This window comes from Stutzerimonas stutzeri (assembly GCF_038561965.1).
GTDB lineage: Bacteria > Pseudomonadota > Gammaproteobacteria > Pseudomonadales > Pseudomonadaceae > Stutzerimonas > Stutzerimonas stutzeri_AA.
On the sequence record NZ_CP139348.1, the window covers coordinates 2,778,442 to 2,799,712 of the forward strand.

Below are 21,271 nucleotides of genomic sequence, written 5' to 3' on the forward strand. Positions count from 1 at the left end.
GTGCCACGCGCAACGCGCCTGAACTTTCACAAAACGAGACTGTCAGTCAGCTGATGCACCCTACGGAGCGCCATTGTTTTCGTGCCGTTTGCACGCTGGGGTTCCAGTTGCGACTACCGGGTTCGCCCGCTGCTCTACCCGTATCCGCCGTCGGTTATTTGCCACGTGCCACCTACCGGATACAGCGACCCACTGCCCTCACCCATGGGCTTATTCTTCTTCCAATAACGCGAACTTTTCATGTCCATATCTCTTCATCTTTCTGCCCTGCTCTCCCGCCTCACTCGTTCCAAGTCGCGCCAGTTCATCGGCGCCGGTCTGTTTGGCGCTCTTCTTCTGGCTGGGCCCGTGAATGCTCAAGAAGCCTCCGCCAACGCGCGCTGGGTCAGCGACAGCCTGAATACCTTCGTACGCAGCGGTCCTACCGATGGCTACCGCATCGTTGGCACATTGACCTCGGGCCAGAAGGTCGAACTCATCAGCACCCAGGGCGATTACAGCCAGGTGCGCTCGGAGTCCGGCAGCAATGTCTGGATTCCCAGTAAGGAACTGCAGGAAGTGCCCGGCCAGGCCGAACGGCTGCCTCAACTCGAACAGCAAGTTGCCGAGCTGAGCGAGGAACTCAAGACCATCGACCAAAGCTGGCAGGTGCGCGTGCAGGGCATGCAGGAAACCCTGGATTCGCGCAAAGCACTGATCGACGAACTGGACGCCCGCCGCGTAGCGCTCGAAACAGAACTCACCGAAGCTCGATCGGAACTGCGCTCCACCCAGGCGCGACTGGGCGACGAGAACAAGCAGGTGCTCATGCAGTACATGGTCTACGGCGGCAGCATCGCCGGTGCCGGGCTACTGGTCGGCCTGATCCTGCCGACGCTGACCCGCGGTCGCAAACGTAATGATCGCTGGTTCTGAATGGGTCAGCGCAGATACGCAGCCAACAGGTAGTAGACGGCAGCCGCGCACAGCGTGCTGCCCATAAGGCCGACGCGCCCATGTGCGGCCAGCGCCGCAACGATCAGTAGCGCCAGTCCGCCAGTCACGGGCGCGTTTCCGATCTCGCTGTATAGAACGTAAACCGCGAGGTTGACGAAAACGGCCATGGGCATGACCTGGCCAACCAAGTGGAGACTGCGTGCGCTCAGCCGAAGGCTGACGAATACCGGCGCAATACGCACCAGTACGCTGGTCGCGCATAGCGCACCAATAGTTATAAGCGCTGATTCATTCATGGGCGCACCCTGCCGAGCAGCCACGTCGCCATCAGCACACCGGGCGCCCAGAAGTACACCGGACCAAGCAGCAGGATCAACCCGCTCACCCCAGCGGCGCAGAGCGCAACCGCTGCTATCGCGATAAGCCTCGCGCGATTCAGCAACCCGATCCTCGTCCTCAGCTGTGATACCGCGAGGTAAAGCAGCACGGCACTTGCCGGAAAGCCGAGATTAATGTCAGCGCTGAGCCAGTTTTCGGGCAGCGCCCCGCCGAGCAATGCACCAAGCGCGCCCGCCAGTACCCACGCGAAAAAAACGACCAGACGGATCTGCAGCACCGCAGCGGGCGGCTCGTCGTCGCGCTCGCTGGCATAGGCTTCGTCCCCGAGCATATGCGCACAGAAGGCCCGCTTGAATGCGGGGCGCGGGAGACGTTCGATGGTGGTCAACGCCATGGGCAGATAGCGACTGTTGATCGAAGCCGTCACCAGCACCAGGGTCAGAAAACCCGCCCCGCTTTCGCTAAGCGGCAACGCTGCGAACTGGCCACTGCCCGTAAAGCCGAGCAGGCCGACGAAAAGCACTTCCAGCATTGACCAATCGGAACGCGAGGCCAGCACACCGAACAGCATGCTGACCGGCATGACCGACAGCGCAGCGGGCAGTGCTCGCTTCATCGCCGACTCTGCTGCTGCGTGCCGGCATCGAGGCCGTTCAAAATCATCTAACGCGTCTGTCACCTGTATCCCCTGCCTTGCCAGTGCGTATTTCACCCAGTCTCGGCGGCGGCTGACAAAAGCGTCTTGCACGATCGTGCAACGGGCCTACGGCTCAGACCCTACTTATCAAGCGCAGCCAGTGAACGGGTGAAAGACCATAGGCCTGTTTGAAGTGGCGGGTCATATGGCTCTGGTCGTTGAATCCGGCGGTCAGTGCTGCTTCGCACGCATCGGTTCCACCGAGCAGCAAACGACGGACAAGATCGAGCCGGCGCAGCGTCAGATAGCGGTAGGGGCTAGTGCCGTACAGCGCGCGAAAATCCCGCGAGAGACTCCAACGATCTCGTCCAGATACGCGCTCCAATTCGTCGAGACTCATCGCCTGCGTCAGCAAACTGTGGATGTAATCCCGTGCGCGCTCGGCAGCCCGAAAATCCACGCAGCGACGCCTGCCCTTTGCACCCGCAACCGCCGCCATCACCTGAGCCAGATCGAACAACGCATCCTGCTCCTCCAGCCCATCGAGAGGGCTGTCCAGACACTGCAGCAAGCGGCCGATGGTGTACTGCAGGCGCGGATCGCGGGATACGCCATCGTCAATGAAAGGCAGTGGCTGGCCGCCCAGAGGCCCCTGTAGCAATGCGGGCTCGATATAGACGATGCGGTAGCGAAAGCCGGCCTCGCAGCCCGCCTCGCCGTCATGCAGCTCATCCGGGTGCAGCACCATGGTGTCGCCCGGCAGGCTGTAGCGCGCGCAGTGGCGATAGTTGAAGCGATGTACGCCAGCCAGCGTACAGCCGATGGCGTACGTATCGTGCCTGTGCGGCGCAAAACCGTAACCGGCGAAATAGGCCTCGAGTCTTTCCAGCCGTCCCGGCTCATTCGGACGCTTGACCCAGTCTTCGTCGCTCATGTGGGTTGATCCATGGTCGAGCATCCATCGGCGGCGTTGTTGACCCGCGTTACGGTAGCGAGCGATGGCGACGCCAGGCAACAAATGCCTTCGAAAACCCACGTTTGAGCCGCTCCGTTCGTCAAAGGGGCATCGCTTAAGCCCTGCGCGCCGACTATGCTTGTCGCAGAGAACTGCTAGGAAGCCAGGCACACATGGGCGCAGTATGGCGGTCCGACAAGACATCCCAGGATGGGCGTAACAAGCACGCCCCCTCCCCGAAATCATCCCGCACACCCGCTAAAGGCCGCCGCAAGGTGGCACGGCGGTTGGCGCTGCTCGTCGGCGTTTCGCTGCTGGCCGGCGGCGGCTACCTTGGCTGGCAAGAACTGAAAAGTTCTCGCTGGCAAGCACACTGGCTAAGCCGCTATGCGGCTGATCTGGATTACGCCGTCATGCCTGGGCCAAGCCCGCGCATTCAGTTTCCCGAGGACGGTCCGTTTGATCGCCGCTTGGGTTACGTGGATCTGCCGCGCTTCATCGAGCAGCTTTCGCAGCGCAACTTCCGCATCGATGAACAGGCACGCTTCTCACGAGCGCTGCTGGACTACACCAACCGTGGCTTTTTCCCGCCCTACCCCGAGGAATCGCAGGCTGGGCTTACGATCAACGATTGTCGCGGCGTGCAGCTCTACGCCAACAGCTATCCGCGGCAGTACTACGAGCGCTTCGAGGATATTCCTCCGCTGGTGGTGATGAGCCTGCTGTTCATCGAGGATCGCGGCCTGCTGGATATCAGCCGTCCTAACGCCAACCCGGCGGTGGACTGGCCACGCTTTACCAAGGCCGCGATCAGCCAGCTGGAAAAGCGTATCGGCCTGGGTGGCCAGGCGGCTGGCGGCAGTACCCTGGCGACCCAGGTGGAGAAATACCGGCATTCCCCGGAAGGCCGCACCGGCGACCCGCAGGAAAAGATCCGTCAGATGGTTTCCGCCAGCGTGCGTACCTACCGCGAGGGCCCGCAAACGCTCGCCACACGCCAGCGCATCGTGCGCGACTACCTCAACAGCGTGCCGCTCTCAGCCGCGCCGGGTCATGGTGAAGTGCATGGCATCGCCGATGGCCTGCGCCTGTGGTTCGGTGCCAATTTCCACGAGTTCAACCGCCTGCTCGACCCGCGAAGCGGCGAAGATGTCGATCCGCAGGCCCGAGGCCTGGCGCTGCGTCAGGTGCTTTCACTGCTGATCGCTCAGCGGCGCCCGTCCTATTACCTGGGCGCCGGCCGTGAGGAAATGGCAGCGCTGGCCGACAGCCACATCCGCCTGTTGGCCAATGGCGGCATCATTGATGCTGGCCTTCGCGACGCAGCATTGAATCAGCGGATCGTCGCGCGCAGCCCGAGCCGCGACTCGGCAATTCAAACGGTCGATGCCACCAAAGGCATCACCGTGGCGCGCATGCGCCTGGCCGGCCTGCTGGGCCTGCCGCTTTACGATCTGGACCGCCTGGACCTCACCGCCAGCACCCCGTTGCAAGGCGATTTGCAGGCGCAGATCAGCGAGTACCTGGTGCGTCTGGCAGATCCGGCATTTGCCGAGACGGTCGGGCTGTTCGGTGACCGCATGCTGTCGCCCGAGAAAACCGCCGAGGTGCGCTACAGCTTCACGCTGTTCGAACGTGGCGAGGAAGGCTTCCGTGTACGGGTACAGACTGACAACACCAACCAGCCGTTCGACATCAACGAAGGCAGCAAACTGGAGCTGGGCTCGACCGCAAAACTGCGCGTACTGACGACCTACCTCGAAGTTATCGCCGAGCTGCACCAGCGCTACTCGGACCTCACCCCAAGCGAGCTGCGCAAGATCGACGCCAAGGCCAACCTCAGCCGCTGGGCCATCGATTACCTGGCCACACACAGCGACCGCAGTCTCGATCGCATGCTCGACGCTGCCCTGGAGCGGCGCTATTCGGCCAGCCCTGCCGAACGCTTCTTCACTGGCGCGGGCATGCACCGCTTCGGCAACTTCCGCCGCGAGGACGATGGGCGCATCGCCACGGTGCGCGAATCCCTGCGCGAGTCGATCAACCTGCCGTTTGTGCGCCTGATGCGAGATCTGGTGAGCTACAGCACCCACGAAACCATCAACAGCGCCGAGTTGCTGAACGACGACAAGGACCCGCGTCGTCAGGAGTACCTGACCCGCTTCGCCGACCGTGAGGGCTCGGTGTTCTTGCAGCGCTTCTGGAAAAAGTATCGCGACAAGACAGCCGAGCAGCGCATCGAAACCTTCCTGCAAGGCATGCGGCCCACCCCGGTGCGCCTGGCCGCCGTGCATCGCTACCTGATGCCGGATGCCGAGCGGCCGGTGTTCGATCGCTTTCTCAAGCAGCATCTGCCGGACGCCGACCTCAACGACAAGCAACTGGATGCGCTTTACACCCGTTATGGGCCTGGTGCCTACAGCCTGCCCGACCAGGCCTACATCGCCCGCACACACCCGCTCGACCTGTGGCTGCTGGGTTACCTGATCGCCAACCCGCAGGCGACGCTTTCCGAAGTGGTCGTCGATAGCCGCGCAGAGCGCCAGGAAGTCTACGGCTGGCTGTTCCGCAGCCGGCACAAGAGTGCACGCGACAGCCGGATTCGCATCATGCTCGAGGTCGAGGCCTTCACCGACATCCATCGGCGCTGGCAGCGGCTGGGCTATCCATTCGACAACCTGGTGCCTTCGCTTGCCACGGCGCTGGGCAGCTCGGGTGACCGACCGGCCGCGCTGGCCGAGTTGATGGGCATCATCCTCAACGACGGCATCCGTCTGCCCAGCGTACGCATCGATAACCTGCAGTTCGCCGAAGGCACTCCCTACGAGACGCGCATGGGCTTCGTCGCGGGCGACGGCAAGCGGGTGATGCCCGTTGAGGTTGCCCGCGCGCTGCAGGATGCGCTGGCCAACGTAGTCGAAGGCGGCACAGCGCGGCGTCTGCAAGGCAGCTTCGTGCAGGAGGACGGCAGCGCGTTGCGCGTGGGTGGCAAGACCGGCACCGGCGACAACCGTATCCAGAGCGTTGGCGCAGGCGGACGGCTAATCAGCTCGCTGGCGCTGAACCGCACGGCCACGTTCGTCTTCTATCTCGGACCCCGCCACTTCGGCACGCTGACGGCCTATGTTCCGGGGCGCGGCGCCGAGAACTTCCGCTTCACCTCGGCGTTGCCGGTACAGACGCTCAAGGGCATGGCACCGATCCTGCTGCCCTATCTGCAGGGCCAGAACACGCTGTGTCAGCCGGAGCAGCTACCGGTACTGACTGGCAGCATGCTCTCGGCCGACAACTGACCCCCCGCAAAAAACAGCGTAGCGGCTGGCCGCCAGGCCAGTCGCTTTCGGCGATTCGCTCCGCTGAGTGCGCTGAATCTGACTTCCTCCGCGACGCTTCGCCTGTTTGCCTGTCGAATGCCTCGGTCCTCTACCAATCCGGGAACGCAAGCCCGCTTGCGACCGGTCGGCCGTTATGGGAAACGTCATGATCGAAGGGATTTTGCTGGTCGCAACCGGCTTTTTCGTGCTCGTCACGCTACTGCCGCTCTGGCGATCGCCAGCGTGGTGGGTGCGCGTATGGGAATTTCCACGCCTGCAGCTCGGCACACTGCTGGCAGCACTGCTTATCGCGCTGGGCATGCTGCTCGACTACAACGAACCCTGGCACGCTCTTGCGACCGCGGCGGTCGGTGCAAGCCTGGTGTATCAGCTCTGGTGGATCGCACCCTACACGCGCCTCTGGCACAACGAGGTGCTGCGCGCCGCGCCCGATGCACCGGGCCCGCGTATACGGGTGATGGCCGCCAACGTCCTGGGGCCGAACAGAGCGTCCGACCGTCTGCTGGCGCTGGTCCGCGAATACCGCCCCGATGTACTGGTGACGCTCGAGACCGACCAATGGTGGGAAGCGCAGCTAGAACAGTTAGCCGAGGACTATCCACACAGCATCCGTTGCCCGCAAGACAACCTCTACGGCATGCACGTCTATTCGCGTCTGCCATTGGAGGAGCCGGAGCTGTGTTTTCTGGTCGAGGACGATGTGCCGTCGATGCACGCCCGGGTACGAGTCAACGACGCCCTTTCGGTGCGCATGCATTTCCTGCACCCCGCACCGCCCAGCCCGACCGAGAACGAAGAATCCACTGAGCGGGATGTCGAGCTGCTGGTGATCGCCCGCAGCGTACAAGGCAATGATGATCCGATCATTGTCACCGGAGACCTCAATGACGTGGCCTGGGCACCGACCACCCGGCTGTTTCGCAAGATCAGTGGCCTGCTCGATCCGCGTGTCGGCCGCGGCATGTACAACACCTTCCATGCCCATCACTGGTTCCTGCGCTGGCCGCTGGATCACTTCTTTCACAGCGCGCATTTTCGCTTCATCCGCCTGCTGCGCCTGCCGGATATCGGTTCCGACCACTTCCCGGTATTCATCGAACTGCAGTACGACCCCAAGCACACTGAGCAACAACACGGCCTCGAAGCAGAGCGCGATGACCAGCAACAGGCCGAGGAAACCATCAACGAAGCGCCCGTCACCCCGAGCGACGTGCCGCAACCAGATGCCGAACCGCAGCGCTGAGCCGCGCGGCCGGGTTAGTCGTAGCGGGAAAGCTATGCTGGACGACGTAGCGCTCCCCGGTTCCGAAGAGAGAGGCTCCATTGACTCCTGCATTCGAACGCCCCGCCATCACCCCCGAAACCTTACGCCGGCTTGCCTTCGACCAGTCGATTCGCTGGACGAGCCAGAACGATGACCTCTGGCAGCTGATCGACAACGATCTGTGGAAGCTCACCCGTAACCCCAGCCTGATCCTCAGCACCGTGCCCGAGCAGACGCTTGAGGCGCTGTTGCGCCGTGCCGACTGTCATCGTCTGGTGGCAGGTATGGTTCAGGCTCAGCAGGCCCGGCTGCAGCAGCCGACCTGGTTCGCCAGGCAGAATTTCGGCGACAAGCTCGCGCGCGTCGCCTACTTCTCCATGGAGTACATGCTCAGCGAGGCGTTGCCGATTTATTCCGGTGGGCTCGGCAACGTAGCTGGCGATCAGCTCAAGGCAGCCAGCGATCTCGGTGTTCCGGTCACGGCGGTGGGCATGCTCTGGCAGCACGGCTACTTCCGCCAAAGCATCGGCCCGGATGGCCGCCAGCAGGCGTTGTATCCGGTCAATGACACCCGGCAGATGCCCATCGAGCCACTGCTGGATGCAAGCGGCACACCGCTGCGGCTGGCCATTCAGCTTCCCGGTCTGCAGATATGGTTACGCGGCTGGCAGGCCACGGTTGGCCTGAACCGCCTGCTGTTGCTGGACACCAATGATCCGGCGAACCCACCCATTGCGCGATTGATTACCAGCGAGCTCTATGGCGGCGACAACGAGATGCGGCTGCGCCAGGAGCTGGTGCTCGGCATCGGCGGCTGGCGCCTGCTGGAAGCTGCCGGACTGCGGGCCGATGTGCTGCATCTGAATGATGGTCATGCCGCCTTTGCCGTGCTTGAGCGCGCGCGCAGTCACATGGCCAGGGAACGCGTCACCTTCGAGGTCGCCCTTAACGCAACGCGGGCCGGCAACCTGTTCACCACCCATACACCGGTCGAAGCCGGTTTCGATCGTTTCCCGCCTGAGCTGGTAAGCAAGTACCTGGAACGCTATGCCGAGTACGAGCTGGGCATTCCTTTGCAGAGCATGCTGGCGATGGGCCGCAAGCATGCGCAAGACGCGGCAGAGCCGTTCAACATGGCCTACCTGGCTACGCGAGGCGCCGGCGCGGTAAACGCCGTCAGCCAGCTGCATGGCCGTACCAGCCGCTACATCTTCCGTGAGCTTTATCCGCGCTGGCCGATCGAGTCGGTGCCCGTTGGCCATGTCACCAACGGCATCCATTTGCCAGCCTGGGTTTCGCCGAATGCCGAAGCCCACTGGTATGAATTGCATGGCGACGATATACCCTGGCGCGGAACCGATCAGGCATCGGTAGACGAACTGCTGGCACGGGTGGATGACCGCTGGCTATGGCAGATCCGTCAGCATGCACGTAGCGAACTGCTCGGTTTCGTCCGCAGCCACCTGGCTCGAAGTCTTGCCGTTCATGGCGCCTCGCCAACAGAAATCGAGGTCGCTGGATCGCGCCTGCATCCCGAGCGCCTGACTCTGGGTTTCGCCCGGCGCTTCGCCACCTACAAGCGTCCCAACCTGCTGTTGCAGGATCCTGAGCGGCTCGCACGCATCCTCTGTCACCCCGACCACCCGGTGCAGCTGCTGGTGGCTGGCAAGGCGCACCCGGCCGATCGCGCCGGCCAGGCCTTGCTCACCGAATGGCAGCAGTTCGCCGACCGCCCCGATGTCGCCGGCCAAGTGGTATTTCTCGAGGATTACGACATGCGCATCGCCCGGCACATGGTGCAAGGCGTCGATGTCTGGCTGAACACGCCTCGTCGCCCATGGGAAGCCAGCGGCACCAGCGGCATGAAGGTCCTGGCCAACGGCGGGCTGAACCTGTCGCAACTCGACGGCTGGTGGGCCGAAGCCTATGTCGCCGACCTCGGCTGGGCGGTCGGAGACGGCCTGGAGCACGAACCCGAACATGATGCCGTGGACGCCGAACAGCTCTATCGGCTGCTCGAAGAGCAGGTAGTGCCCTGCTTCTACAAGCGCGATGAGCAGGACATTCCGACCGCTTGGGTGAAACGCATGCGCCGTAGCATGAGCGAACTGGTGGAGCAGTTCTCCGCCGATCGCACAGTGCGCGAATACACCGAGCGTTATTACCTGCCGCTCTCAACTGCCTACCGGCAACGCTGTGCGGATGGCTCGGCTCTGGCCACCACACTGGCGCAGCAGGTCACCTGGCTGCAGGGCCACTGGCACGAACTCGACTTCGTCGATGTGCAGTGGCTACGTGACGGTGATCAGTACCGCATCAAGGCCCGCCTGCATGTCGGGAACATCGAACCGGCACAGATCAGGGTCGAACTCTTCAGGCAAAAGCCAGATGGCGAAGGCGCCGACATTCATTCACTGCGGCTCACGCGCCATGACGGCGCATTCGCCATCTTCCAAGGCCAGCTGCCAGCAGGTAGCCCTCAAGGCGACTACACCGCCCGCGTCATACCCAGCACGGAGTTGGGTATTGCCATCCCGCTGGAGCTGGGGTTGATTAGCTGGCAGCGATGACTGCTTTGCTTGAGTACGTGATGTCAGGCGTCCGAGATCAGGCGATAGCCAACCCCGGCCTCGGTCACGATGAAGCGGGGTGCGGTCGGATCGTCGTCTAGCTTGCGCCGCAGGTGGCCGATGACCACGCGCAGATAGTGGCTGTCGCCGCGATGGCTCGGCCCCCATATTTCGCTCAGTAGATGCTGCTGGGTAACCACTCGGCCGGCATGACGAGCCAGTTCCGCGAGCACCGCGTATTCCTTGCGCGTCAGGCTCACGGCCTGCTCGTCCAGACTGACACGCCTGAACGCGAAGTCGATGCACAGAGGTCCGGCCATGACTTGCGCTGCGGCACCCGCGGGCTGTCGAGACTGGCGCAGCAGCGCACGCACCCGGGCGAGAAATTCCTGGATACCGAAAGGCTTGGTCACGTAGTCGTTGGCGCCAGCGTCAAGGGCCTTAACCTTTTCCGACTCGCTGGAGCGTACCGACAACACGATCACCGGCACCTGGCTCCAGCCACGCAGCTCACTCAGGACGGCCTGGCCGTCCATATCCGGCAGCCCCAGGTCCAGCACCACCAGATCAGGTTGTTCCAGCGCCGCGCGGGTCAAGCCATCGCGGCCATCGGCACCTTCGACGACCCGATAACCTTGCGAACCGAGGCTGATGCGTAGAAATTTCCGGATTTGCGGCTCATCGTCGATGATCAGAACACTTGCCGATTCGCAATTCACGAAAGGCCTTCCTCCATTTCCGGCTGCGGCGACAGCGGCAGTTCAAGGATCACGCTTGCGCCTTTGCCGTTGAGCCCGTCATCGACCGATACGCGCCCGCCATGGGCACCAATCATTCCCTGGCAAATGGCGAGACCGAGCCCAGTGCCCGGGCCGCCCCGATCGCCACGCGCAGCCGTGTAGAACATGTCGAATATTTTCTCGCGCTCCGCTTCGGGAATACCCGGCCCCTCATCGCTGACGACAAAACGCAGCGCCTTCGCGTCGACCGTAATAGCCACTTGCAGACAGCCACCCGGCGATGAGAAACGCGCAGCGTTCTCCAGGACATTGACCAGCGCTTGCTCGATCAGCGCCGCATGGACGTACAGCAGCGGTAGCCTGTTGGGGACATTGAGTTCAATCTTGAACTCGGCCAGGACCCGATGAAGGCGCTGCAAAGCACTGGCGACGATGTCGGCAGGGGTCACCCAATCGCGAATAAGTTTGAGCCCGCCATGACCCAGACGAGTCATGTCCAGGAGGTTCTGGATATAGCGATCCAGGCGCTCCGCTTCGTCCCGCGTGGTTTCCAGAAGATCTTGCCGGTCAGCCTCGCTCATGCCCTGCCCCAAACTGGCCAGGCAGTCGATGGAGCCACGCATCGCGGTCAGCGGCGTGCGCAAATCGTGTGAGACGGACGCCAGCAAGGCGCTGCGCAGCTCTTCGGTCTGGCCATGCAGGCGGGCCGCTTCCAGTTCATGAGCGAGCGTCGCACGCCCCAGCGCTTGTGCCAGCGGTTGAGCCAGTGCGGTTATGAGCCGACGCTTCGGGGGCGGCAGCTGAGTCGCAGCTAGAGCTTGAATACCAAGCAAGCCCAGCGATTGCCCATCCCCGCTGAGTGGCAGCCACCACCATTGCCCGCCCGGCAAGGTATCGGTCCCCTGCCCCGCAGGCTGCCCATGTTTCCATGCCCACTCGGCCGCCGCCAGCGCCTGGTCGCTCAGAGCCGGCAGAGGACCGCCCTTGAACGACCACTCAGCCTTCTTCGTACGCGTCGCCACCACGGCCTCGATATCCGGGAGCAACTGAAGCTGGTGAACCGCAACGGCACAGACCGCCTGAACATCCGTCGCGGCGCTCAGCCGACGGGAAAGATCAAGCAGGGCCGTCGTCTGCGCTTGCGCCTGACGCAACGACTGCAGCTGGCGGCGCTGGCGACTGGCGAGATTGCCAGTGAGGACCGCCATCAGCAGGAAGAACAACAGTGTCAGCACATCTTCCTGACGCGCCACAATAAAGGTGAAGGTGGGGGGGATGAACAGAAAGTCGTAGAACAGAAACGACAATCCCGCGCAGGCCAGCGCCGGACCCAGGCTACTACGTACGGCCACGACCAGTACCGCTGCAAGAAAGACCAGGGAGATGTTGGGTAGCGCGAGGTAGCGCGACAGCACCAGTGCGGCCCCGGTCGCCACTAAGGTCGCCAGCAACGCCAGCAGGTAGGTCCGCCAGTCCAGCGGCTGCCTCGTCTGGTCCCCTGTTCGCGAGGGCGCGCGCTCACGCCGTTGGTCAAGAATACTGACTTCCAGCCCTTGGCCTGCGGCGATGAGTTGCTCGGCGACCGAGCGTGTGAACAGGCGCTTCAGGCCCCGTCGTGCTTGATCACAGCGGCCGACCAGAACCAACGTGGCGCGTCGCTCATAGGCGTGGTCGATCAGGGTCCGAGCGACTCGCTCGCCACGCAGCTCCACCACCTCGCCACCGAGCCGTTCTGCCAGCTGCTGAGCCGCCTGCAAGTGGCCGAGCTCAGCCTCGCCGCGATTCGCCCCGGTGTTCACATGCACAGCCGACCATGGCAGGTGCCTACGCTCCGCTACCCGCGCGGCATGTCGCACCAGCCCTTCGGCAGCATCGTTGCCGCAGATACCGACCAGCAGGCGACCACGAACCGCTGGTGCCGACTGCCCCTGCAAGCGGTAACGCCGATTCAGTTCAGCATCAACCCGCGCAGCGGCGGTTTGCATTGCCAGCTCACGCAAGGCAGTCAGGTTGGTTTGCGTGAAGAACGCATCAATGGCCGCCCTAGCCTGTTCCGGAACGTAAACCTTGCCTTCTCGCAAGCGTTCCAGCAGCTCGCGAGGCGGCAGATCGATCAGCAGGATGTCGTCCGCTTCCTGCAGAATCCAGTCCGGTACGGTTTCCCGGACCTGTATTCCGGTGATCGCACGGACCTGATCGTTCAGGCTTTCCAGATGCTGGACATTGACCGTCGTATAGATGTCGATGCCTGCTTCGAGCAGTTCCAGCACATCCTGCCAACGTTTGCTGTGGCGGCTGCCGGGGGCGTTGCTATGTGCCAGCTCATCCACCAGCACTACACGCGGCCGCACCGCCAGCAGGCCATCAAGGTCCATCTCGACCAGGGTGATGCCGCGATACTCGCTGCGGATCAACGGCTGCTCGGGCAGGCCAACGAGCATCGCTTCGGTTTCAGCCCTGCCGTGGGTTTCGACCACACCTACACGCAGGTCGCACCCGAGTCGTTTTTGGCGCTGTGCGGCCTGCAGCATCGCGTAGGTCTTACCGACCCCGGGCGCCGATCCGAGGAAAACCTTGAGACGCCCACGGCCTTCCCTAGGCACATCGTCGAGCAGCGCATCCGCGCGCAGGGCATCGCTCATTCACATCACTCGCTGGGGGCAGGCAGACGATTGTCAGCCAATGCAAGATTCAGAGCCAGCACGTTTACCACGGCGGGTCCCACCAGAGGGGCTTCCAGGTGTTCCAGCAGCAAATGGTTCAGGCGCTCAGGCTGGATGCCCCGAGCGGCCGCCACCCGTGACGCCTGAAAGCGAGCCGCAGCCAGCGTCAGGTGCGGATCCAGCCCGCTGGCCGAAGTCGTCACCAACTCCATGGGCACCGGCGCCGTAGGGCTGCCAGCCCATTCGATCACCCGCGCACGGACCTGGGCAGCCAGTTCCGGGTTGCTTGGTGCCAGGTTGCTGGCGGCGCTAGCCACCGTCTCGTAGTCGCCCGCCGAGGGGCGCGGATGGAACCACTGCGCGCCTTCGAAACGCTGGGCCAATAGGCTGCTGCCACGTACTTGCCCGCTGGCATCACGAACCAGGCTGCCGTTGGCCTGTTCGGCAAACGCCAGCTGCGCCACAGCCGTCACCAGCAGCGGATAAGCCACCCCGGTGATCAGGGTCATCAGGACCAGCAGGACAAACGCCGGACGAATTTGTTTGAGCATCTTTTCATCTCCAGAAGCCGCGCCAGTTAGGCGCAGCGGGATTCAGACCAGACCAGTCGCGGTCAGTAGCAGATCGATCAGCTTGATCCCAACGAACGGAGCCAGCAGCCCGCCCAGTCCGTAGATCAATAGGTTGCGCCGTAGCAGGCTGGCTGCGTCGGCCGCCTTGATGCGCACGCCACGCAGCGCCAGCGGGATCAGGACGACGATGATCAGCGCGTTGAACACGATTGCGGACAGGATTGCGCTCTCCGGGCTGTGCAGCTGCATCAGGTTCAGTGCCGAGAGCTGCGGATAGATGCCGATGAACAGTGCCGGCAGGATGGCAAAGTATTTCGCCACGTCGTTGGCGATCGAAAAGGTCGTCAACGCGCCCCGTGTCACCAGCAGCTGCTTGCCCACCTGAACCACGTCGAGCAGCTTGGTCGGATCGGAGTCCAGGTCGACCAGATTCGCCGCCTCACGCGCCGCCTGGGTGCCATCGTTCATCGCCATGCCGACATCGGCCTGCGCCAGCGCTGGCGCATCGTTGGCGCCATCGCCGCACATAGCGACCATCTTGCCCTCGGCCTGCTCCTGGCGAATGCGCTGCAGTTTCTTCTGCGGCGTCGCTTCGGCAATCAGGTCGTCGACCCCTGCCTCGGCTGCAATCGCGGCTGCGGTCAGTGGGTTATCCCCGGTAACCATCACCGTACGTATACCCAGCTGGCGCAGCTCGGCGAAGCGTTCGCGTATGCCTGGCTTCACGACATCCTTGAGGTGGATGGCGCCCAACAAACGATCATCAGCGCACACCAGCAACGGCGTGCCACCACTCTGAGCGATTTTTTCCACCTCGCGCGCCAATACTGGCGGAACCTGATCCCGCGTCATGTCCAAATGGTCAAGCACAGCGTCTACCGCGCCTTTGCGATAGCGACGGCCCTGGTGATCGGCACCAGACAAACGGGTTTCCGCGCTGAATGGAATATTGCTGACGTTCTGTGTGGACGGCTCCGCCATCGGCGCCAAGGCACGCAGATATTCCACGATAGATTTTCCTTCGGCCGTGTCGTCCGCCAGCGAAGAGAGCAATGCCGCATGCGACAGCTCGGTGGTGGAAATGCCTGGGGCCTTCACCATCGCGCTGCAGCGCCGGTTGCCAAAGGTGATGGTGCCGGTCTTGTCCAATAGCAGCACCTGGACGTCGCCGGCCGCCTCCACTGCCCGGCCCGATTTAGCGATCACATTGAGCCGCACCAGACGATCCATGCCGGCGATCCCGATCGCCGACAACAGCCCGCCGATCGTCGTCGGAATCAATGTCACCAGCAGCGCAACCAGAAAGACCAATGGCAGATCGCCCCCGGCGAAACGGGCGAATGGCTGCAACGTGGCGACCACCACGAGAAAGATCAGCGTCAACCCGATCAACAGGACGTCCAGCGCGACCTCGTTGGGCGTCTTCTGCCGCTTGGCCCCCTCGACCAGGGCGATCATTCGGTCCAGTGTGGATTCGCCCGGATCGCTGCTGATGCGCACCAGCAACCAATCGGACACCACGCGGGTATTGCCCGTTACGGCCGAGCGATCCCCTCCCGACTCGCGGATCACCGGTGCAGACTCCCCGGTGATCGCCGCCTCGTTGACAGCCGCGATGCCTTCGATGACTTCCCCATCACCGGGAATCAGCTCGCCGACCTCGACCCGTACCACATCGCCGCGGCGCAGGCTGCTCGCAGCCACCTGGCGGTAATTGCCATTGTCATCGCGCAGTCGCGCCTCGAGTCCCTGCACGCCTGCCTTGAGGCTATCCGCCCGTGCCTTGCCGCGCCCTTCGGCAAGCGCTTCGGCAAAATTGGCGAAGAGCACGGTGAACCACAGCCATAGTGCTATCTGTATTGCCACCGGGCGACTGACCGCAGCGTCAGGCAGGAAACACAGCAGCGTGGTCGCTACAGCGGCGAGCTCGACCACCAGCATCACCGGAGATCGGGCGAGCCGGCGTGGGTCGAGTTTGACCAGGGCCTGCAACAGCGCCGGTTTGCACAGCGCAGCAAAGGATGTGGCAGGTTGTTGCTCGGCACTGTCGAGTGCCGTTTGACGGACGTTCATCATGACGCTCCTCAGAAGCCTTGCAGCAGGACGAAGTGTTCGGCGAGCGGGCCGAGCGCGAGGGCCGGCAGGAATGTCAGCCCGCCGACCAGGAGGATCACCAGGGTCAACAGCGTCACGAACAGCGGTCCGTGGGTGGGAAAGCTGTTTGCATCGAGCGGTGCGCGGTTCTTCGCCGCCAGACTGCCGGCAATCGCCAGCACCGGCAGGATGAAGCCGAAGCGCCCCAGCAGCATGGCGAGTGCGATCATCAGGTTGTGATAGGTGGTGCCGGCGCCGAAACCGGCGAATGCCGACCCGTTATTGCCGGTACCTGACGTATAGGCGTACAGGATCTGGCTCAGCCCATGAGGGCCTGGATTGCTGATCGAGGCGGCGGGCCCCGGCAAGCTGACACCGAGCGCGGCCAGCACCAGCACACCCACCGGCATCACCAGCAGAGATGCCACGAGCAAGCGGACCTCACGCGCTTCGAGCTTTTTGCCCAGGTACTCGGGTGTGCGTCCGATCATCAGGCCCGCCAGGAATACCGTAACCAGCACGAACAGCAACATGCCGTACAGGCCTGCGCCGACGCCGCCGAACACGATCTCGCCCAGCATCATATTGAACATCGGCACCATGCCCCCAAGCGGGCTGAAACTGTCATGCATTGCATTGACCGAGCCGTTCGACGCCGCGCTGGTCACGGTGGCCCATAGCGCCGAGGCGGCGATGCCCAGACGACTTTCCTTCCCTTCCAACGGCCCCGTCTGTTCCACCGCAATGCCGACGAACGCAGGGTTGGCCTGATGCTCTGCGAACAAGCTCGTGCCCAGGCCTAGTGTGAACAGCACCAGCATGCAGGCAAGGATCGCCCGGCTCTGGCGAAGGTCGCGTACGTAATGACCAAACATGAATATCAGTGCAGCCGGCAGCAGCAGGATCGAAGCCACCTCAAGCAGGTTGCTCCAGGCTGTCGGATTCTCGAAAGGGTGGGCCGAGTTGACACCGAAGAAGCCACCGCCGTTGGTGCCCAATTGCTTGATTGCTATCTGGCTGGCCGCCGGTCCTAGTGGAATGCTCTGCTCGCCGCCTTGCAACGTCACCACCTGGACGTAATCCGCCAGGCTTTGCGGCACGCCCTGCCACACCAGTAGCAACGCCAGGATCACGCTGAAAGGCAACAGTCCATACAGGACGGCGCGGGTCACATCGACCCAGAAATTGCCGACTTCGCCCGCATTGCGGCGAAACAGTGCGCGACAGAGCACCACCAGTACTGCCAGGCCAACCGCCGGACTCAAAAAGTTCTGCACGCCCAGGCCCAGCATCTGGCTGAAGTAGCTGAGTTGCGCCTCGCCGCTATAGGCCTGCCAATTAGTGTTGGTTACGAAACTCACCGCGGTGTTCAGCGCCAGGGGCCATTCGAGACCGGGCAAGCGTTGCGGGTTCAGTGGCAGCTGTCCTTGCAACATGAGTGTCGCGATTAACCCCAGCAGGCTTGCCAAGGTAAGGCCGAGCAAGGCCAGGCTATACGTCCAGCTCTGCTCACGGTCCCGATCAATGCCTGCTGCGCGGTAACACAGCTGTTCTATCGGTCTGAATACGGGTGTCAGCCAGGTGCGCTCACCCTCCATCGCCCGGTACAGATAACGACCAAGCCAGGGGGCCGGTGCAAGCACGAGGATGAAAAAAGCCGCGATGAGCCAGTAGTCGTTGGCGTTCATGCGGCCCCCTAACTACGTTCGGCGCGCAACAGCGCAGCCAGTAGGTAGAAGAACAGGACGATGGCCAGGCCCAGTGCGAGCCCGTCGAGGATGGTCATGGGTTAATGCTCCGTATGGCGCTTCAGTGCGCGAACGCAAAGTGTCGGAGCAGCCGCTGTAAAAAATCGATTGCGCGAGCGGCCAGACGGCGTAAAGAAAACGTATTTTTCATCGCGCGCCCTGCAGTGCTACTGGCGGCCCGCATCAGTTCTGATCGGAACGCTGGCGCAACGGCGCAGTCCTCTATTAACCACTAGCCTCAAGAAGGATGCTGCAGATGATCAAGCAACTGTTCGACAAGTCCGTCCCGCAGAATGTGCACGGCTGGGAACGCGCAGCTTCGCTGGCCGGGGGCTTGGTGCTTATGGGCAAAGGGCTCCGCCGTGGCGGGATATTCGGTCTGGCCGAGCTGGCGATGGGCGGCATGGCCCTGGCCCGCGGCATCAGCGGCCGTTGCGAGGGCAAGCGTATGTTGACCGAGATGGAGACGAAGCCGGCATTGCCGAGCCAGCGCTATAGCCACATGCCGATGGATTCCGAAGTGCATAGCCCGGACTTTCAGGACAACAGCGTCACGCTGCCGGACAGCTCGCCGATGGGCAACGAGTCCCCCACGACACCACGCGTCTGACCTGGCCAGGTCGAACAGCGTCGCGCCAAGGGGCAGCACCGTAGGGTGGGCTTCAGCCCACCAAAGCCCGCTCCTATCGGTGGGCTAAAGCCCACCCTACTGCCGAGGATCGATGCCTCGCCCAGGCGATCACCGGCCGCTGCTAGGCGTGTACTTAGGCAACTGCAGGCCGCAACACCTGCCGGAAAAGCTGTTTAGGGACGATCAAACCTGCCCCAGCAACCGGTCCTGGTTCTGCTGCGCCATTTCCTTCAGGTAATCCCAGGTGGTGCGCATGCGCGCCAGGTCCTTGAACTCGATGGGCATCAGCATCCAGAACGTACGGGTGAAGCTGACCTCCTCGGGCAGCAGCAGGCGCAGACGCGGATCAGCGTCAGCCGAGAACGCCGGAAGAATCGCGATACCCGCCCCCATCGCCACGGCTTCCTGCTGGGCCAGCAGGCTGGTGCTGCGCAGGCCGATGGCGCGGGCGTCGGCGATGCCATCGAGAAACAGCAGTTCCTTGCTGAACAGCAGGTCATCCACATAACTGACGAAGCGATGCTCGGCCAGGTCCTCGCGGCTGCGAATCGGTGGATGCTCTTCCAGATAGGCTGGCGAGGCATACAACCGCAGCACGTAGTCGGTCAGGCGGGTGATGATGAAAGGCCCGCGCTCCGGGCGCTCCAGCGTAATGACGATATCCGCCTCGTGGCGCGACAGCCGCACCGCGCGCGGCAAGGCCAATAGGTCGATATTCAAATGTGGATAGCGGCGGCTCAGGCCGGTGAGCTGGCCGGCAAGCATCACTGTGCCGTAACCCTCGGTGGCGCCGATGCGCACCTGCCCGGAAAGCCCATCGCCCATGCTCGGCAAGGAATGCTCGATGGCCACGCTGGCGCTTTCCATCGCTTCGACCCGTGGCAGCAGGTTGCGCCCGGCTTCGGTGAGCTTGTAGCCGCCTGGCTCACGGAGGAAGAGTTGCAGCCCGATGCTCTTTTCCAGCGCCTGCAAACGGCGGGATACGGTGGTGTGGTCGACGGCGAGCCGGCGCGCCGCGGTCGTCAGCCGCCCGGCACGGGCGACCTCGAGGAAATAGCGCAGATTGTCCCAATCCATGGTTGAAGCCTCCAACGGGTTCCTGTGCATTTATGCAGACCGACTCTGCAGTCGACCGCATTGTAATGTGGTTTTTTGCATTGCTACATTCAATGCATCTTCTCGCAGCTGTCCGCGAGTCATAACAACAACAGTGCCTTCTCAGGCGGAGAGCCATATGACAACGTCCAGCGCCATTCCTACCGTCAAATTGCTGATCGACGGTGAATTCATCGAGTCGACCACCCAGGACTGGCGCGATGTCGTCAACCCTGCGACCCAGGAAGTCCTGGCGCGCGTGCCGTTCGCCACCGCCGAGGAGATCGAACGCGCCGTCGCCAGCGGCCAGAAAGCCTTCAAGACCTGGCGCAAGACACCCATCGGCGCGCGGGCACGGATCTTCCTCAAGTACCAGCAGTTGATCCGCGAAAACATGAAAGACCTGGCGGCAATCCTCACCGCCGAACAGGGCAAGACCCTGGCCGATGCCGAAGGCGATGTGTTTCGCGGCCTGGAAGTGGTCGAACACGCCGCCGGCATCGGCAACCTGCAGTTGGGTGAGCTGGCCAACAATGTCGCCGCGGGCGTCGACACCTACACCTTGCTGCAGCCGCTGGGCGTCTGTGCCGGCATTACCCCATTCAACTTCCCGGCAATGATTCCGCTGTGGATGTTCCCGATGGCCATCGCCACCGGTAACACCTTCGTTCTCAAGCCCTCCGAACAGGACCCGATGGTCACCATGCGTCTGTGCGAGCTGGCGCTGGAAGCCGGCGTGCCGCCGGGCGTGCTCAACGTGGTGCATGGCGGTGCGGATGCGGTGAATGCAATCTGCGACCACCCGGATATCAAGGCGGTGTCCTTCGTTGGCTCGACCAAGGTCGGCACCCACGTCTACAACCGCGCCTCGCAGGCCGGCAAGCGCGTGCAGTGCATGATGGGCGCGAAGAACCACGCCATCGTGCTGCCCGATGCGCACAAGGAGCAGACCCTCAACAACCTCGCCGGGGCCGCCTTTGGTGCGGCGGGCCAGCGCTGCATGGCGCTGTCGGTGGTGGTGCTGGTAGGCGAAGCGCAGTCCTGGATTCCCGATCTGGTGGCCAAGGCGCAGACGCTCAAGGTCAACGCCGGTGTCGAGGCCGGCACCGATGTCGGGCCGCTGGTTTCCTGCGCAGCGCTGGACCGCGTCAGCGGGTTGATCGAGCGCGGCGTGCGCGAAGGCGCCAAGCTGGAGCTGGACGGCCGCAACCCGAGCGTCAGCGGTTACGAGAAGGGCAACTTCGTCGGCCCGACGATCTTCTCCGGCGTCACCCGCGAGATGAGCATCTACCTGGAGGAAATCTTTGGCCCGGTACTCTGCGTGATGGCGGCGGCGACCATGGACGAAGCCATCGAGCTGATCAACGCCAACCCGAATGGTAACGGCACCGCCATCTTCACCCGCTCCGGCGCAGCGGCGCGGCACTTCCAGGAAGAGATCGACGTGGGCCAGGTCGGCATCAACGTGCCGATCCCGGTGCCGGTGCCGATGTTCTCCTTCACCGGCTCACGAGCCTCCAAGCTCGGCGACCTCGGCCCCTACGGCAAGCAGGTGGTGCAGTTCTACACGCAGACCAAGACCATCACCGAACGCTGGTTCGATGAGAACGAAGTGGGCGGCCCGGTCAACACCACCATCAATTTGAAGTGACATAACTCCACCGGGCCGGCGGACGCGCCGGCCCTCAAGGA

16 protein-coding genes are annotated in these 21,271 nt (G+C 63.1%); 6 read left to right on the top strand and 10 right to left on the bottom strand.

Annotated features, from left to right (window positions below; translation table 11 throughout):
- The first annotated feature begins 240 nt into the window (after positions 1–240).
- The gene (locus SM130_RS12505) at positions 241–915 is read left to right on the top strand and encodes a TIGR04211 family SH3 domain-containing protein (RefSeq protein ID WP_102825722.1); all 675 of its coding nucleotides are present in this window, start codon (positions 241–243) and stop codon (positions 913–915) included.
- 5 nt (positions 916–920) lie between these two features.
- Here the strand turns inward: SM130_RS12505 and SM130_RS12510 are convergent, their stop codons facing one another.
- From SM130_RS12510 to SM130_RS12520, 3 genes are all read right to left on the bottom strand, one after another.
- Positions 921–1,232 (bottom strand): hypothetical protein, encoded by a 312-nt coding sequence (locus SM130_RS12510; RefSeq protein WP_102825721.1) that lies wholly within the window; start codon positions 1,230–1,232, stop codon positions 921–923.
- Positions 1,229–1,879, bottom strand: a complete 651-nt coding sequence (locus SM130_RS12515) for an AzlC family ABC transporter permease (protein WP_102826128.1) — start codon at positions 1,877–1,879, stop codon at positions 1,229–1,231. Before SM130_RS12515 ends, SM130_RS12510 begins: the two co-directional genes overlap by 4 nt.
- Before the next feature lie 166 nt (positions 1,880–2,045).
- The gene (locus SM130_RS12520) at positions 2,046–2,846 is read right to left on the bottom strand and encodes an AraC family transcriptional regulator (protein ID WP_102825720.1); all 801 of its coding nucleotides are present in this window, start codon (positions 2,844–2,846) and stop codon (positions 2,046–2,048) included.
- A 194-nt stretch (positions 2,847–3,040) separates the two neighbouring features.
- Here SM130_RS12520 and SM130_RS12525 point away from each other — a divergent pair, with 194 nt between their 5' ends.
- The 3 genes from SM130_RS12525 (at position 3,041) to glgP (ending at position 10,036) form a co-directional block, all read left to right on the top strand.
- Positions 3,041–6,160, top strand: a complete 3,120-nt coding sequence (locus SM130_RS12525) for a transglycosylase domain-containing protein (protein WP_256044899.1) — start codon at positions 3,041–3,043, stop codon at positions 6,158–6,160.
- A 187-nt stretch (positions 6,161–6,347) separates the two neighbouring features.
- Positions 6,348–7,445, top strand: a complete 1,098-nt coding sequence (locus SM130_RS12530) for an endonuclease/exonuclease/phosphatase family protein (protein WP_181019272.1) — start codon at positions 6,348–6,350, stop codon at positions 7,443–7,445.
- An 80-nt stretch (positions 7,446–7,525) separates the two neighbouring features.
- Positions 7,526–10,036, top strand: coding sequence for an alpha-glucan family phosphorylase (gene glgP, locus SM130_RS12535; RefSeq protein WP_102825717.1), 2,511 nt, complete (start codon positions 7,526–7,528; stop codon positions 10,034–10,036).
- Between the two features lie 23 nt (positions 10,037–10,059).
- Here glgP and SM130_RS12540 read toward each other — a convergent pair whose 3' ends face one another.
- Genes SM130_RS12540 through SM130_RS12565 form a run of 6 tightly spaced genes read right to left on the bottom strand, consistent with a single transcriptional unit; the run spans position 10,060 to position 17,891 of the window.
- A complete protein-coding gene (locus tag SM130_RS12540; RefSeq protein ID WP_102825716.1) occupies positions 10,060–10,755 on the bottom strand; it encodes a response regulator in 696 nt (231 codons plus the stop codon).
- Complete coding sequence (locus SM130_RS12545; RefSeq protein WP_102825715.1) at positions 10,752–13,418, bottom strand: sensor histidine kinase; 2,667 nt, start codon at positions 13,416–13,418, stop codon at positions 10,752–10,754. The genes SM130_RS12540 and SM130_RS12545 overlap by 4 nt, the downstream gene beginning before the upstream one ends.
- 5 nt (positions 13,419–13,423) lie before the next feature.
- Complete coding sequence (gene kdpC / locus SM130_RS12550; protein ID WP_102825714.1) at positions 13,424–13,990, bottom strand: potassium-transporting ATPase subunit KdpC; 567 nt, start codon at positions 13,988–13,990, stop codon at positions 13,424–13,426.
- A gap of 42 nt (positions 13,991–14,032) precedes the next feature.
- Positions 14,033–16,084 (bottom strand): potassium-transporting ATPase subunit KdpB, encoded by a 2,052-nt coding sequence (kdpB, locus tag SM130_RS12555; RefSeq protein WP_102825713.1) that lies wholly within the window; start codon positions 16,082–16,084, stop codon positions 14,033–14,035.
- 11 nt (positions 16,085–16,095) lie between these two features.
- Positions 16,096–17,793, bottom strand: a complete 1,698-nt coding sequence (gene kdpA, locus SM130_RS12560) for a potassium-transporting ATPase subunit KdpA (protein WP_102825712.1) — start codon at positions 17,791–17,793, stop codon at positions 16,096–16,098.
- 8 nt (positions 17,794–17,801) lie between these two features.
- Positions 17,802–17,891, bottom strand: coding sequence for a potassium-transporting ATPase subunit F (locus SM130_RS12565; RefSeq protein ID WP_102825711.1), 90 nt, complete (start codon positions 17,889–17,891; stop codon positions 17,802–17,804).
- A gap of 218 nt (positions 17,892–18,109) precedes the next feature.
- Here SM130_RS12565 and SM130_RS12570 point away from each other — a divergent pair, with 218 nt between their 5' ends.
- Entirely contained in the window at positions 18,110–18,463 is a 354-nt protein-coding gene (locus SM130_RS12570; RefSeq protein ID WP_102825710.1) for a YgaP family membrane protein, read from the top strand.
- A gap of 204 nt (positions 18,464–18,667) precedes the next feature.
- On the opposite strand, the gene SM130_RS12575 is transcribed toward SM130_RS12570, so the two are convergent.
- On the bottom strand, positions 18,668–19,561 hold the full coding sequence (locus SM130_RS12575) for a LysR family transcriptional regulator (protein ID WP_102825709.1): 894 nt from the start codon (positions 19,559–19,561) through the stop codon (positions 18,668–18,670).
- A 157-nt stretch (positions 19,562–19,718) separates the two neighbouring features.
- Between SM130_RS12575 and SM130_RS12580 the strand changes: the two genes are divergently transcribed.
- Positions 19,719–21,230 carry a CoA-acylating methylmalonate-semialdehyde dehydrogenase gene (locus SM130_RS12580; protein ID WP_102825708.1) on the top strand — a complete coding sequence of 504 codons (1,512 nt, stop codon included), beginning with the start codon at positions 19,719–19,721 and terminating at the stop codon, positions 21,228–21,230.
- Positions 21,231–21,271: the final 41 nt, after the last annotated feature.